Consider the following 14185-nt stretch of genomic DNA (forward strand, 5'->3'; position numbering starts at 1 on the left):
GATGCAGTTTAGTCGCGCGCCCGCCACACCCGGCGGCGCTCCCCCAGCAACCTTCCCTGCCCCCACCAGATGGCCTCGATCGCGACCGCGCCGATCAGGCCGATCGCGAGCGCCGTCGACGTCGTCCGCACGTTCGTCGGGTCGAGGATGAACAGGTCCTGAGCCCACGGGATGGAGAAGATCACCCCGTAGGCGAGCGCGGAGGCCCCCACCAGCAGCACCCGCCACCACTCATACGGCCGGGCCACCACGGCGAGCACCCACAGCGCGGTCACCAGCAACGTGATGAGCGCCGCGGTCGAGGCCTGGGTCTGCTCGACCTCACTGGCCGCGCGACCCTGATAGGCCAGCAAATAGGACACGAACGTCGCCGTGCCCACCACCAGGCCCGACGGCAGCGCCGCGGTCATCACCCGGCGGACGAACCCGGTGTGGGCGCGTTCGTTGTTGGGCGCCAGCGACAGCACGAACGCGGGGATGCCGATGGTGAACCAGGCCGCGATCGTCACGTGGATCGGCTGGAACGGAAACAACAAGGGGTCGGTGTCGAAGATCTCCGATGCCAGCCCGGCCACTCCGACGAGGACCGCCAGCAGCACCGAGTACACGGTCTTGGTCAGGAACAGGTTCGAGACGCGTTCGATGTTGCCGATCACCCGCCTGCCCTCGCCGACGACGTAGGGCAGGGTGGCGAACTTGTTGTCCAGCAACACGATCTGCGCGACGGCGCGGGTGGCCGGGCTGCCCGCACCCATCGCCACGCCGATGTCGGCGTCCTTGAGCGCGAGCACGTCGTTGACGCCGTCACCGGTCATCGCGACGGTGTGCCCGCGGGACTGCAGCGCGTGCACCATGGCGCGTTTCTGATCCGGGCGGACCCGGCCGAATGTGGTGTGGGCTTCGATCTCGTCGGCGAGTTCGTCGGTCTCGCCGGGCAGGTTGCGCGCGTCCATGCACTCGCCGCGCAGCCCCAGCGATCCGGCGACCGCGCTCACCGACAGCGCGTTGTCGCCGGAGATGACCTTGATCGAGACGTGCTGGGCGGCGAAGTACTCCAGGGTGTCGCGGGCGTCGGGCCGCACCCGCTGTTCGAGCACCACCAGCGCGACGGGCGTCACGGTGCCCGGGGCGGCGGGATCGTCTACCGGCAGGTCGGAGGACCCCACCAGCAGCACGCGCAGCCCGTCGGCGCCGATCGCCTCGGCCTGTTCGGCGACCGGTGACGACGGGTCGAGCAGCACGTCGGGTGCCCCGATCAGCCAGTTGCCGTGTTCGCCGTAGGACACCCCGCTCCACTTGGTGGCCGATTTGAACGGGGCGACGGCGGTGGCGGTCCAGCCCGGGGCGTCCGGGTAGGCCTCGGCGATGGCCTGCATGCTCGCGTTCGGCCGGGTGTCGTCGGCGGCCATCGACGCCAGCACGTCCTCGACATGATCGGCCGTCGTGACGGCCTTGAGCCCCGACAACCGCATCCCGTTCTCGGTCAATGTGCCGGTCTTGTCGGCGCACACCACGTCGACGCGGGCCAGCCCTTCGATCGCGGGCAGTTCGTTGACCAGACACTTGCGCCGGCCCAGCCGGACCACGCCCACCGCGAACGCGATCGACGTCATCAGCACCAGACCTTCGGGCACCATCGGCACCAGCGCGCCCACCATGGCCAACACCGCACGCCGCCAGCCGGTTTCGGTGGTGAACAGCTGGGTGTAGATGGTGAGTAGCCCGGCGGGCACCAGCAGGTAGGTGATGAACCGCAGAATCTGGTTGATCCCGCTGCGCAGTTCGGATTTCACCAGTGTGAACTTGCTGGCCTCCTCGGCGAGTTTGGCGGCGTACGCCTCCCGCCCGACCCGGGTGGCGCGGTACGCGCCCGAACCTGCGACGACGAAACTGCCGGACATGACGGTGTCGCCGACGTCCTTCGCGATCGGATCGGCCTCCCCGGTGAGGAGGGATTCGTCGACCTCGAGGTTGCTGTCCTCGACCACCTCCCCGTCGACGACGATCTGGTCGCCGGGTCCGAGTTCGATGATGTCGTCGAGCACGACCTCGCTGGGCGCCAGCGGCCGGGTGCCGGATCTCCGGCGCACCAACGGTTTCGCCTGCCCGACGATGGCGAGTTTGTCGAGTGTCTGTTTGGCGCGCAGTTCCTGGATGATGCCGATTGCGCTGTTGGCGATGATCAGCAGACCGAAGGCGCCGTTGATGACCGACCCGGTGGACAGCACGATGACGAACAGCACGCCGAGGATCGCGTTGATGCGGGTGAAGACGTTGGCGCGCACGATCTCCCCGGCGGTGCGGGCGGCGCGGGTTGGGACGTCGTTCGACTGGCGCTCGGCGATCCGCCGGGCGACCTCCTCATCGGTCAGCCCGGCGACCGTGACGGCCGGACCCGCGGTCACTTGACGAAGACCCCGTTGTGCTCTTCGTCAAAGTACTCCAGCGTGAGCCGGTTGCCGTCGAACGTCGCCTTGGACACCGACCCCGGCGGGGAGTTCTCGCTGACGAAGCTGAACGTGAACACGTTGCCGTCCCAGTGCTTGAGCGGCCACACCTCGCCGCGCGGGCCGAGCTCGAGGCCGAGGGTGCCGCCTGCCTCGCTGACCTCGGCCGGCCCCCAGAACTCGTTGTTGTAGACGCCGGCCAACTGTGCGGGCGGCGGCGACGGGGCCGGGTTGGCGGGCGGCTGCTTGCCGACGAGCGAGCCGAGCGGCTTCTCCATGTCCTCGAAAGCCTTGTGGTACAGCCCGAACCAATCCTCGCGCACCTCACCGAACTGGACGAGGTCGGCGAACTGGGCGGTGAGCGCCTCGGGGATTCCTGCCGGAGTGGCGTTGGTGAGCGCCACGATTGCGACGTCCGCCGACGGCAGGATCAGGAAGTTGGTGCCCGCGCCGAGTTCGAAGGCCCCCGAATGGCTGAGCTCCACCCGCGCCGACGACGTGGTGCCGACGTTGAAGCCGAACCCGTAGAAGCCGGTGCGCATCGCGGGTTCGCTCGCCGGGCTGGACACGCTCTGCGGGGTGAGCGCGGGCAGCAGCGCGTCGGACTCGATGAGCTGGCCGTCGCCGGACTTGCCGTCGGCGAGGACCATGGCCAGCCACTTGGCCATGTCGTTGACCGACGAACTCGCCCCGCCCGCCGGGCCTTCCGCGTCGGCGTCGCGGACGTACAGCGGTTCGTAGCGGTCGTCGACGTGGATGTGGCCGACGGCGCGGTCGGGACGCTTCTCGTAGTCGGCGAACCGGCTGCTGGTCGACGTCATGCCCAGCGGCCGGTACAGCACCTCCTCGCTGAGGTCCTCCCACGTCTTGCCCGCGCTGACCGCGACCGCCTCGGCCGCGGCGGTGAGTCCGAAGTTGGTGTAGGCGTAGGAATCCCGGAACGGCGCGAGCGGCAGCTGCCGCAGCCGCTCGAGGATCGCGCGCCGGTCGTAGCCGATGTCCTCGAGCAGGTCGCCGGCGTGGTCGGGCAGTCCGGAGCGGTGGGAGTACAGGTCCCCGACGGTGACCATCTGCGTGACGGCCGGATCCGACAGCGCGAACCACGGCAACTTCGACACGACCGGGGTGTCCCAGCCGATCTCGCCCTGCCCCACCTGCTGCGCGACGACCGTCGCGCCCAGCGGCTTGGACACCGACGCGAGCTGGAACACCGTGTCGGGGTTCACTTTCGCACCGGTCTTGACATCGGTGACACCGAAACCCTTGGCGTACACCGTCTTCCCGCCGTGCACCACGGCGACGGCCATCCCCGGGATACCGGTCTTGCCCATCAGGTCCTCGACCATCCCGTCGAGCTGTCCGACGGCCTTGTCGACCGCGTCGTCGGGCAGTGGCCCCGAGGGGACCAGGGGTGGCGGGACGTCGGCCCGCGCCGGCGCCGGGGCGGTCTGCGACGCCTGCGGCTCCTCGGACGGTGCGGAGTCGCAGCCCGCGACCAGGGCCGCCGAGGCGGCGAGGGCGACGAACGGCACGAGTCGGCGTTTCACAGCCGATACGCTAGCCGCTCGGCAGCTCCCACCACGGCTCTATCGACGGTGACGCGCCACGTTCGACACGCTCACCCGGTTTGGGCACCACGACGCTGACCCCGGCCGGCCCGGCGGCCGCCAGCAGCCGCTGCACCGGTTCGGCCCAGGGGTGCGGCGCCAGCCGGAACGTGCCCCAGTGGATGGGCAGCAGCACACCCCCGCCGGCGTCGGTCATGTCGCGGTGGGCGCGCACCGCCTCCTCGGGGTTCATGTGGATGTCGGGCCACGCCGGGTGGTAGGCGCCCACGGGGAGCAGCGTGAGGTCGAAAGGCCCGTGTTCGGAACCGATCTCGGGAAACGCGGAGGTGTAGCCGGTGTCGCCGCCGAAGAACGCGCGGTGCTTCGGACCTGCGATCACCCACGACGCCCACAGCGTGGTGTTGCGGGTGAACAGCCGTCCGGAGAAGTGCCGGGCCGGGGTGCACGTCAGCGTGAGATCACCGAGCCGGTGGCTCTCATTCCAGTCGAGTTCGACGATCCGCGTCGGGGAGATCCCCCACTTGCGTAGGTGGGCACCGACGCCGAGCGGGACGAGGAACGGCGCCCGCTGGCTGCGTGCGAGGCACAAGATCGTGTCGATGTCGAGGTGGTCGTAGTGGTCGTGGCTGATCAGCACGGCGTCGACCGCGGGCAGCTGATCCAACGGGAGCGGGGGTTCGTGCATGCGGTGCGGGCCGACGGCGCGGGACGGCGAACAGCGGTCGCTCCAGATCGGGTCGGTCAGTACACGGTAGCCGTCCACCTCGACCAGGGTCGTGGAGTGGCCGTGCCAGTACGCGGCCAGCCCGGCGGCGTCGGTGTCGGCGGTGGTCGGCTTCACGACCGGGATCGGGCCGCCCGGTCTGCCGTCCTCGCCGGCGAAGAACATGTCGCGCATCAGGAGCCGGCCCTGTTCGGCGTCCATGGTCATGGTGGCGGCGGGTTCGCGGTTGACGAACACGCCGTCGCGGTAGTTCGGGGAGCGCCGGGCGACCGCGTGGATCTCGGCGGGGGTGGCGCCCAGCGACGCGGGGGTGCCCTGCAGCGCCCGCAGCGCCCAGCCGCCGGCCAGCACCGTGGCCGTACCGAACCCGAACCGCAGTGCCGCCCCGATCACCTCAGGCCCCCTTGAACCTCGGCGGCCGCTTCTCGATCCGCGCGACCTGCGCCTCGATGATGTCCTGGCTCGTCCAGGCCCTGTCGAACAACTCCTGATGGGCGGGCCACGGGTCCTCGTAGGCGCCGTCGTCGTTGAGTACCCGCTTGGCGTGCTGCAGCGCCAGCGGGGCGAAACCCGCGATCTCCTGCGCCCAGGCCTGCGCGTCGGCGAGCGTGCCGGACCGGTTCGCCATTCCGGTCTGCAGCGCGAGGTCGGCGGTCAACCGCTCGGCGGCCAGCAGCATGCCCCGCGCCCGGCCCGCCCCGACCAGCGAGGTCAACCGGCGGATGCTCCAGTTGTCAAGGGCGATACCGTATTTCGCGACCGGGAACTGGAAGTACGCCTCCGGCGTGACGACCCGCAGATCGCAGATCATCGCGAGGATGACGCCCGCGCCGATCGCCGGGCCGTTGATGGCGGCGATCACCGGGAACGGCGCCCGGTCGATCGCGACGTTGAGCGCCTTGGCCTTGTCGGGCAGCTCGTCGGCGACGCCCTGGCCGCCGGACAGGTCCGCGCCGGAGCTGAACACGTGGCCCTGCCCGGTCAGCACCATGGCGCGGACGTCCTCGGTGGCGGCCTTCTCGATGGTCTCGCGCAGGCCGTCGACGAGTTCGGCGTTGAGCGCGTTGCGGCGCTCGGGCCGCTGCATCTCCAGGGTCAGCACTTGACCGTCGCGGGTGACACCGATCATGGGGCCACCATATATAGCCTTGGCAGCGTGAGCCGGATCGGTGCCCTTCAGCTGCGCGACACCGTCCTCGACGAGGGGTCGTTCCGCAGTTGGGACGTCCCGCCGCTGAAGGTGGCCACCACCGACGCCTACCGCGCCGACCTGGCGGCCGCCGCGGACAAGACCGGACTCGACGAATCCGTGCTGACCGGGGAGGGCCGCGTGTTCGGGCGCCGCGTCGCGGTGGTGGCGTGCGAATTCGACTTCCTGGCCGGCTCGATCGGGGTCGCCGCGGCCGAACGCATCACCGCTGCGGTGCAGCGGGCCACCGCCGAACGGCTCCCGCTGGTGGCGTCACCGTCGTCGGGTGGCACCCGCATGCAGGAGGGCACGGTCGCGTTCCTGCAGATGGTCAAGATCGCCGCCGCGGTGGAGCTGCACAAACAGGCGCACCTGCCGTACCTGGTGTATCTGCGCCACCCGACCACGGGCGGGGTGTTCGCGTCGTGGGGGTCGCTCGGGCACGTCACCGCCGCCGAACCCGGTGCGCTGGTCGGCTTCCTCGGCCCCCGGGTCTACGAACACCTCTACGGCGAACCGTTCCCATCGGGCATCCAGACCGCGGAGAACCTGCACCGGCACGGCGTGATCGACGGTGTGGTGCCGCTGGAGCTGCTGCGCGCGACGCTCAACCGCGCGCTCACCGTCGTCTCCGACCGGCCCGGCGACGCCCCGTCCTCGCCGCCGCAGGAACCGCTGCCCGACGTGCCTGCGTGGACGTCGGTCGAGGCGTCGCGGCGCCCGGACCGGCCGGGGGTGGGCTACCTGCTGCGGCACGGCACCACCGACCGGGTGCTGCTCTCGGGAACGGGGCGCGGCGAGGCGGCGACGACGCTGCTGGCGCTGGCCCGGTTCGGCGGTCAGCCCGCCGTCGTCCTCGGACAGCAGCGGGTGGTCGGCGGCATGGTCGGGCCGGCGGCGCTGCGGGAGGCGCGCCGCGGGATGGCGCTGGCCGCCGGGTTGCAGCTGCCGTTGGTCCTTGTCATCGATACCGCGGGGCCCGCGTTGACGGTGGAGGCCGAAGAGGGCGGTCTGGCCGGGGAGATCGCGCGCTGCCTCGCCGACCTCGTCACCCTCGACACCCCGACGGTGTCGGTGCTGCTGGGCCAGGGCTCCGGTGGACCCGCGCTGGCGATGGTCCCCGCCGACCGGGTGCTGGCCGCGCTGCACGGCTGGCTGGCGCCGTTGCCGCCCGAGGGCGCCAGCGCGATCGTCTACCGCGACCTCGACCACGCCGCGGAACTGGCGCAGGCGCAAGGTGTGCGGTCGGCGGATCTGCTGCGCAACGGGATCGTGGACACCGTCGTCGGGGAGCGTCCGGACGCCGCCGACGAACCGCTGGAGTTCACCCAGCGCCTCTCGGACACGATCGCCGCCGAGCTCGCCGCGCTGCGTGACGTGCCTGCGGCCACCCGGTTGCAGCGCCGATTGGAGCGGTACCGGCGGATCGGCCTGCCGTGACTCGCTAGCCGCCCAGTTCGTCGACCGCGGTGTTCAACGCGGCGGCCTGTTCCTCGAGTCGCCGGTCGTCCACGTCACCGTCGCCGAGGCGCTTGGCGAGGTCGTCTCGCGAGATGATCTCGAGCGCACCCCGGTACTGCTCGGAGCCCAACTGACCCGAGGTGACGACCTCGGCGCGGCCCTCGACGAGGACGAGCACGGCATCGCCGCCGGTGTCGAGCAGTTTGCGTACGTCGTCTGCGCTGATCGTCATCACTGGCCCCGTCCGGTCTGTTGCTGTAGTCGGTCGATCATCTCCGATGCCTCCGCCTTGCTCAGGTGCTCGGGGACTTCCTCCCCCGCCTCCTGGGCCAGGGTGTTCAGATAACTGCGCTGCGGACCCGTCATCGGTTCGTCGCCGGTCACCCACTGCGACTGGTCCTTCTGCGGATTCTCCTGCGGCGCGACGCCTGCGTCTTCACTCATGCCGGTTCTATGCCCGCTCGCGCCCACGACTATGCGCCTCATACGAACATCAGTGCGATCAATGCCGCCCCGGCCACGATCAGGTCCAGCGGCAGCCGCACCAGCCCGCGCCGCGTCCACGCCACCGCCCGCGCCTCGTCGACACCCGTCGGGTCCGCCGCATCCGGCGGCGGGTCGAGGAGCGACCACACCCGCGACACGGCGTGCCCGACCGCCGCGACGAGCAGGGCCGTCCGCACGTCGGGCTCACCCCAGAAGGCGATCAGGCTGACCACGAGCAGCACCTCGAACACCGCGTACGCGGGCCGCCAGAACCGGCGTCGCGAGATCCCGCCGTTGTGCGCCTGCACGATGCCGGGCCGGCGCGGCCAGAACGGGTCGACGGCGAGGGCCTCGTACATACGGCCGGCGAACACCACGCAGGCGTAGAGAGCGGTCACGGCGAGAAGGGCGAGCGTCGGAGTCGACATCGCGCTCGATTATCCCGGCAGACCCCGATGCCGCGTACGGACGTAGAGCACCGCCGCCGCGGCAGCGACCTCGACCATCGCGAACACCGTGGCGACGCCCAGCGCGGGCGGGGCGTGCACCGGGTCGTCGTGGTGGTGCGCGGGCGCGGGCAGGTGCACCGCGATCATCGCGATGTTCATCAACGCGACGGTCAGCCAGGCGCGCAGCGTGCCCGCCAACCACAGCTCACGGGCGCAGTAGAGGCAGCCGCCGACCATCGCGACCAGCACGACGGCGGCGGCGGGATGGGCGGCGTGGCCCAGCGACCCGACGTGCAGGCCCGCGGAGACCACCGCGAGCAGCGCGCACCCCCGCCGTGCGAACACGGCCGACCGGTGTGCGGCGGACATCGTCCGATTCTCGCAGCACCGGCAGATCGCCGCAGCTCAGCTGGAGGAATCCAACCCGAGCAGTCGGGTGCTCTCCTCGCGCATGTCGACCTTGCGGACCTTGCCGGTCACGGTCATCGGGAACTCGTCGACGATGTGCACGTACCGGGGGATCTTGTAGTGGGCGAGCTTGTCGCGCGCGAACTCCCGCACCGCTTCGGCGGTCAACGGCGGCCGGTTCGGCTTCATCCGGATCCAGGCGCAGATCTCCTCGCCGTACCTGTCGTCGGGCACCCCGATCACCTGGGCGTCCTCGACGTCGGGATGGGTGTAGAGGAACTCCTCGACCTCCCGGGGATACACGTTCTCGCCGCCGCGGATCACCATGTCCTTGATCCGGCCGACGACGTTGCAGTAGCCGTCCTCGCGCATCACCGCGAGGTCACCGGTGTGCATCCAGCCGTCGGGGTCGATCGCCTCGGCCGTCTTGTCGGGATCGTTCCAATAGCCCAGCATCACCGAGTAACCGCGCGTGCAGAACTCGCCCGGCACACCGCGTTCCACGGTCTCCCCCGTCTCGTGGTCGACGATCTTCACCTCGACGTGCGGATGGGCACGGCCGATGGTCTCGGTACGCCGTTCGAGGTCGTCCTCGATCAGGGTCTGACACGACACCGGTGAGGTCTCGGTCATGCCGTAGGCGATCGCGACCTCGGTCATGTGCATCTCGGTGACGCAGCGCTTCATCACCTCGATCGGGCACACCGACCCGGCCATGATGCCCGTCCGCAGCGACGACAGGTCGGTGCCCGCGAAATCGGGGTGCGCGAGCATCGCGATGAACATCGTCGGCACCCCGTAAACGCCTGTGCACCTTTCCTTCTCGATCGCGGCGAGAGTGAGGCCGGGATCGAAGCCGGGGGCCGGGATGACCATGGTGGTGCCGTGGGTGGTGCAGCCGAGGTTGCCCATCACCATTCCGAAGCAGTGGTAGAACGGCACCGGGATGCACAGCCGGTCGGCAGGGCCGAGACGGATCAGCTCGGTGACGAAGAACCCGTTGTTGAGGATATTGCGGTGCGACAGCGTCGCACCCTTGGGGAAGCCGGTCGTCCCCGACGTGTACTGGATGTTGACCGGATCGCTGGGGCTCAACTCGGCCATGCAGTTTCGCAACTGCCTGTCGGTCACGCCCGCGGCGCCGTGGCGCAGCTTCCCCCAGTCGTCGGTGCCGAGGAACACCACGTCGCGCAGGCTGGTGCACTGCGGTCGCACCTCCTCGACCATCGACACGTAGTCCGAGCTCTTGAACGACGTCGCCGCGACCAGCGTGCGTACCCCGGACTGTTTGAGGACATAGGCCAATTCGTGGGTGCGGTAGGCCGGGTTGATGTTGACCAGGATCGCGCCGATCTTGGCCGCCGCGTACTGCACCACCGTCCACTCGGCGCAGTTGGGTGCCCAGATCCCCACCCGCTCACCGCGTTCCACCCCGCGCGCGATCAGCCCCCGTGCCACCAGGTCGATCTCGTCGTTGAGCTCGGCGTAGGTCCAGCGACGACCGGTGGACACCTCGACCAGCGCCTCGACATCCGGGTGCTGGGCGACGATGGCCTCGAAGTGCGCGCCGATCGTCTCCTCGATGATCGGCGTGGCGGTGGGCCCGGCGTCGTAGGACTTCATCCGGTCACCAGATCCTCGTAGCGGTATTCGGTGGGGATGGTCCGGCCGGCGCTGTCCTCTTCGCGGCGGCGCAACTCGACCCGGCGGATCTTGCCCGAAATCGTCTTGGGCAGCTCGTAGAACTCGACCCGGCGCACCTTCAGGTACGGCGCGAGGTGATCGCGCGCGTACTCCATGATCGATTTCGCGGTGTCGGCGTCGGCGGTCCAGCCTTCGGCAAGCGCCACATACGCTTTCGGCACCGACAGTCGGGTGTCGTCGGGCTGCGGCACCACCGCGGCCTCCACCACCGCAGGGTGTTCGATGAGCACGCTCTCCAGCTCGAACGGCGACACCTTGTAGTCCGAGGATTTGAAGACGTCGTCGGTACGACCGATGTAGGTGATGTAGCCGTCCGAATCTCGTTGCGCCACATCGCCGGTGTGGTAGTAGCCACCCTCGGTGACCGCCGCGTTGCGGGCCGGGTCGCCCAGGTAGCCGGTCATCAGGTTCACCGGGCGCCGGCTCAGGTCCAGGCAGATCTCGCCCTCGTCGGCGGGCGCACCGGTGAGCGGATCGATCAGCACGACCGGCACACCCGGCATCGGGCGGCCCATCGACCCGGGCTTGAGCGGCTGGCCGGGGGTGTTGCCGATCTGCAGCGTGGTCTCGGTCTGCCCGAAGCCGTCACGGATCGTCAACCCCCACGCCTTCTCCACCTGCGCGATGACGTCGGGGTTGAGCGGTTCACCCGCACCCAGGATCTCCCGCAGCCCAGCGGGTTTCGCGCCGAGATCGCACTGGATGAGCATGCGCCACACCGTCGGCGGGGCGCAGAACGTATTGACCTTCGCACGGTCGAGCTGGCGCAGCAGCGCCGCGGCGTCGAAGCGGCGGTAGTTGTAGACGAAGATCGTCGCCTCGGCGATCCACGGTGCGAAGAAACAGCTCCACGCGTGCTTGGCCCACCCCGGCGAACTGATCGCCAGGTGCACGTCGCCGGGCCGCAGTCCGATCCACGCCATCGTCGACAGATGCCCGACCGGATAGCTGACCTGGGAGTGCTCGACGCGTTTGGGCTTGCTGGTGGTGCCCGAGGTGAAGTAGATGAGCATCGTGTCGTCGACGGTGGTGCGTGCGGTGAACGGCCCGGCCGACACGGCCTCGTAGGCGTCGGCGTAGGACAGCCAGCCTTCGACCGATCCGCCGACCGCGATGCGCGTGTAGTCGCCCGGCACGTCGGTGAACTTGTCGGTGTCTGCGGCGTTGGCGATCACCGCCGTCGCGCCGCCGCGGGTGATGCGGTCGGCGAGGTCGGCCGGACCCAACGCACCGGTGGTGGGCATGGTGACCGCACCGAGCTTGGCGACCGCCAGCATCGCCTCCCACAGCTCGACCTGGTTGCCGAGCATCAGGATCACCCGGTCGCCCTTGCCCACACCGCGCCGCTCCAGCCAGGTCGCCACCCGGTCGGAACGGTCGGCCATCTGAGCGAAGGTGACCTGCTCCTCGCGGCCGTCCTCCTCGACGATCCACAACGCCAGCCGGTCGGCGGTGGCCGGGTCGCGGGCGATGACGTCGAACCAGTCGGTGGCCCAGTTGAAGGTGCCGGTCAGGCGCGGCCATTCGAACGTCTGAACGGCCTTGTCGTAGTCGCCGATGACCGCGACCAACTGGTCACGCGCGCTGCGGTACAGATCGGTGTTGGTACCCATGCCGATATGCTCTACGTCACACACGTCCACTCGCTACCCCCGAAAGAGGGTGTTCACCGTGCGCCCGTCCGCCTCGCCGCTGCTGCGGCCGCGCGACGCCGACGCACTGCGCGCCGAACTGCGGCAAATCGCGTCGAGGACGGGGCTACCGGTGACGTTCGGCGGCGAGGTGTTCGACCGGACGCTGCTGCTCAGCGAGTTCGTCGGCGCCAGGACCGCCGGGTTGCGCGGGCTGGCGGTGCGCCCGAACTCCGGGCTGGGCGGGGTGACGGTGGTGGCCGCGCGGCCGATGGCGGTGAGCGACTACCGCCGCGACCTCACCATCACCCACGACTACGACGGGCCCGTCCTCGGCGAGGGGATCCTGTCCGTTTTGGCCGTCCCGGTGGTCGTGGACGGCACCACGCGCGCGGTGCTCTACGGGGCGCAGCGCGCGGCGGCGCCGATCGCCGATCAGACCGCGGACTTCATCGTCGGGTCGGCGCGCCGGCTGGCGACCGAACTGCGCATCCGCGACGAGGTGGATCGGCGGCTGCGGCTGCGGGAGGCGGCGCAGGCCGCTTCGGCCGCGGGGATCGCCGGCACCGAACAGATCCGCGAGGTGCACGCCGACCTGCGCAGGCTGGCCGCCGAGTCCGCCGACGGCGCGCCGCTGCGCGAACTGGCCGACCGGCTGGCCCAGGCCCTCGGTGCTGAGGTGCCCGCCCCGGACGCCGCGCTGACCACCCGCGAACTCGACGTGCTGGCCCAGGTCGCCCTCGGCTGCAGCAATGCCGAAGCGGCGCAACGGCTCTCGTTGAAGCCGGAGACGGTGAAGAGTTATCTGCGCAGCTCGGCGGCCAAACTCGGCACCCGGACCCGGCACGAATCGGTATCGCGGGCGCGGCTGCTGCGCCTGCTGCCCTGACGCCGCCGAGACTGCTCACAGATCTCGTTTCGGCGCAGGAACGCGATCTCACCGCAGTCTCGCGGGCGCGGCTGCTGCGCCTGCTGCCCTGACGTCCCGTGTAAAGATCGATGGTGTGCCCGCTGTCACACCGTTCCGCATCGACGTGCCCGACGCCGTCCTCGACGACCTGAAGACCCGGCTCGCGAACACCAGATGGCCGGAACCCGAATGTGTCGACGACTGGAGTCAGGGCATCCCGCTGGCCTACACCCGGGAACTGGCCGACTACTGGGCCGACGGCTACGACTGGCGCGCCCGCGAAGCCTTGCTCAACCGGTTCGACCAGTTCACCACCGAGATCGACGGCCTCGACATCCACTTCATTCATCAGCGCTCGGGCCGGCCCGACGCGTTCCCGCTGATCATCACCCACGGCTGGCCCGGCTCCGTCGTCGAATTCGGCAAGGTCATCGAACCGCTCACGGACGCCGGCTTCGACGTGGTGTGCCCGTCGCTCCCCGGCTACGGCTTCTCCGGCAAGCCGACCGCGACCGGCTGGGGCGTCGAGCGCATCGCGCTGGCGTGGGACGAGCTGATGGGGCGCCTCGGCTATGACCGCTACGGCGCTCAGGGCGGCGACTGGGGCGCGGCGGTGACCACGCAGATCGGCCGCAACGAGCGCGGGTGCGTCGCGATCCACACCAACATGCCGATGGGACGGCCGCCGAAGGACCTGTCGAACCCCACCGAGGAAGAGGTCGCGGCGCTGGAACGCCTGCAGTACTACCAGCGCTGGGATTCGGGCTACTCCAAACAGCAGTCGACGCGGCCGCAGACCCTGGGCTACGGGCTCGTCGACTCCCCCGTCGCGCAGTTGGCCTGGATCGTCGAGAAGTTCTGGTCGTGGACCGACTGCGACGGCCACCCCGAAAACGTGCTGAGCCGCGACGAACTGCTCGACAACGTGATGCTCTACTGGGCGACCGCGTCTGGGGCCTCCTCGGCGCGGCTGTACTGGGAGAGCTTCGGCAGCTTCGGCAGCTTCGGCGGCGGCGACCCGGTGCGGCTGCCGACCGGCGTCGCGGCGTTCCCGAAGGAGATCCTGCGCGCACCGCGGCACTGGTGCGAGGACGTCTACCACATCACCCACTGGACGACGATGCCGCGCGGCGGGCACTTCGCGGCGTTCGAGCAGCCGCAGCTGTTCGCCGAGGACGTGGCGGCGTTCTTCGACGGCGTGCGCTGAC

General features: G+C 70.1%; 13 protein-coding genes. 3 read left to right on the forward strand and 10 right to left on the reverse strand.

Translation table 11 applies throughout. From position 1 onward, the window contains the following. Positions 1-8: 8 nt before the first annotated feature. Genes AU194_RS03295 through AU194_RS03310 form a run of 4 tightly spaced genes read right to left on the reverse strand, consistent with a single transcriptional unit; the run spans position 9 to position 5868 of the window. Positions 9-2405, reverse strand: coding sequence for a cation-translocating P-type ATPase (locus AU194_RS03295; RefSeq protein WP_059087801.1), 2397 nt, complete (start codon positions 2403-2405; stop codon positions 9-11). After that, positions 2402-3994 (reverse strand): serine hydrolase, encoded by a 1593-nt coding sequence (locus tag AU194_RS03300; RefSeq protein WP_059087802.1) that lies wholly within the window; start codon positions 3992-3994, stop codon positions 2402-2404. Before AU194_RS03300 ends, AU194_RS03295 begins: the two co-directional genes overlap by 4 nt. A gap of 10 nt (positions 3995-4004) precedes the next feature. Then, a complete protein-coding gene (locus tag AU194_RS03305) occupies positions 4005-5132 on the reverse strand; it encodes an MBL fold metallo-hydrolase (RefSeq protein WP_059087803.1) in 1128 nt (375 codons plus the stop codon). Position 5133: 1 nt separating this feature from the next. Continuing rightward, the gene (locus AU194_RS03310) at positions 5134-5868 is read right to left on the reverse strand and encodes an enoyl-CoA hydratase (RefSeq protein WP_059087804.1); all 735 of its coding nucleotides are present in this window, start codon (positions 5866-5868) and stop codon (positions 5134-5136) included. Between the two features lie 27 nt (positions 5869-5895). Between AU194_RS03310 and AU194_RS03315 the strand changes: the two genes are divergently transcribed. After that, a complete protein-coding gene (locus AU194_RS03315; protein ID WP_059087805.1) occupies positions 5896-7368 on the forward strand; it encodes a carboxyl transferase domain-containing protein in 1473 nt (490 codons plus the stop codon). A gap of 4 nt (positions 7369-7372) precedes the next feature. On the opposite strand, the gene AU194_RS03320 is transcribed toward AU194_RS03315, so the two are convergent. From AU194_RS03320 to AU194_RS03345, 6 genes are read right to left on the reverse strand one after another with little or no spacing between them, the layout of a single operon-like run. Then, positions 7373-7621, reverse strand: coding sequence for a hypothetical protein (locus tag AU194_RS03320; protein WP_059087806.1), 249 nt, complete (start codon positions 7619-7621; stop codon positions 7373-7375). Then, on the reverse strand, positions 7621-7833 hold the full coding sequence (locus AU194_RS03325; protein ID WP_059087843.1) for a DUF3072 domain-containing protein: 213 nt from the start codon (positions 7831-7833) through the stop codon (positions 7621-7623). Before AU194_RS03325 ends, AU194_RS03320 begins: the two co-directional genes overlap by 1 nt. Positions 7834-7871: 38 nt before the next feature. Beyond that, the gene (locus tag AU194_RS03330; protein ID WP_059087807.1) at positions 7872-8303 is read right to left on the reverse strand and encodes a hypothetical protein; all 432 of its coding nucleotides are present in this window, start codon (positions 8301-8303) and stop codon (positions 7872-7874) included. Positions 8304-8312: 9 nt separating this feature from the next. Continuing rightward, entirely contained in the window at positions 8313-8693 is a 381-nt protein-coding gene (locus AU194_RS03335; protein WP_059087808.1) for a hypothetical protein, read from the reverse strand. A gap of 36 nt (positions 8694-8729) precedes the next feature. After that, the gene (locus AU194_RS03340) at positions 8730-10355 is read right to left on the reverse strand and encodes an AMP-binding protein (protein ID WP_059087809.1); all 1626 of its coding nucleotides are present in this window, start codon (positions 10353-10355) and stop codon (positions 8730-8732) included. Continuing rightward, the gene (locus tag AU194_RS03345) at positions 10352-12049 is read right to left on the reverse strand and encodes an AMP-binding protein (protein ID WP_059087810.1); all 1698 of its coding nucleotides are present in this window, start codon (positions 12047-12049) and stop codon (positions 10352-10354) included. Before AU194_RS03345 ends, AU194_RS03340 begins: the two co-directional genes overlap by 4 nt. Before the next feature lie 58 nt (positions 12050-12107). On the opposite strand from AU194_RS03345, the gene AU194_RS03350 reads away from it, so the two are divergent. Together AU194_RS03350 and AU194_RS03355 are read left to right on the forward strand one after the other, a co-directional pair. Then, entirely contained in the window at positions 12108-12956 is an 849-nt protein-coding gene (locus AU194_RS03350) for a helix-turn-helix transcriptional regulator (RefSeq protein WP_231743140.1), read from the forward strand. 115 nt (positions 12957-13071) lie between these two features. After that, positions 13072-14184 carry an epoxide hydrolase family protein gene (locus AU194_RS03355; RefSeq protein WP_059087812.1) on the forward strand — a complete coding sequence of 371 codons (1113 nt, stop codon included), beginning with the start codon at positions 13072-13074 and terminating at the stop codon, positions 14182-14184. Position 14185 lies beyond the last annotated feature (1 nt).

The sequence above is a fragment of the Mycobacterium sp. GA-2829 genome, from assembly GCF_001499965.1.
In the GTDB taxonomy this organism is placed as follows: Bacteria; Actinomycetota; Actinomycetes; order Mycobacteriales; family Mycobacteriaceae; genus Mycobacterium.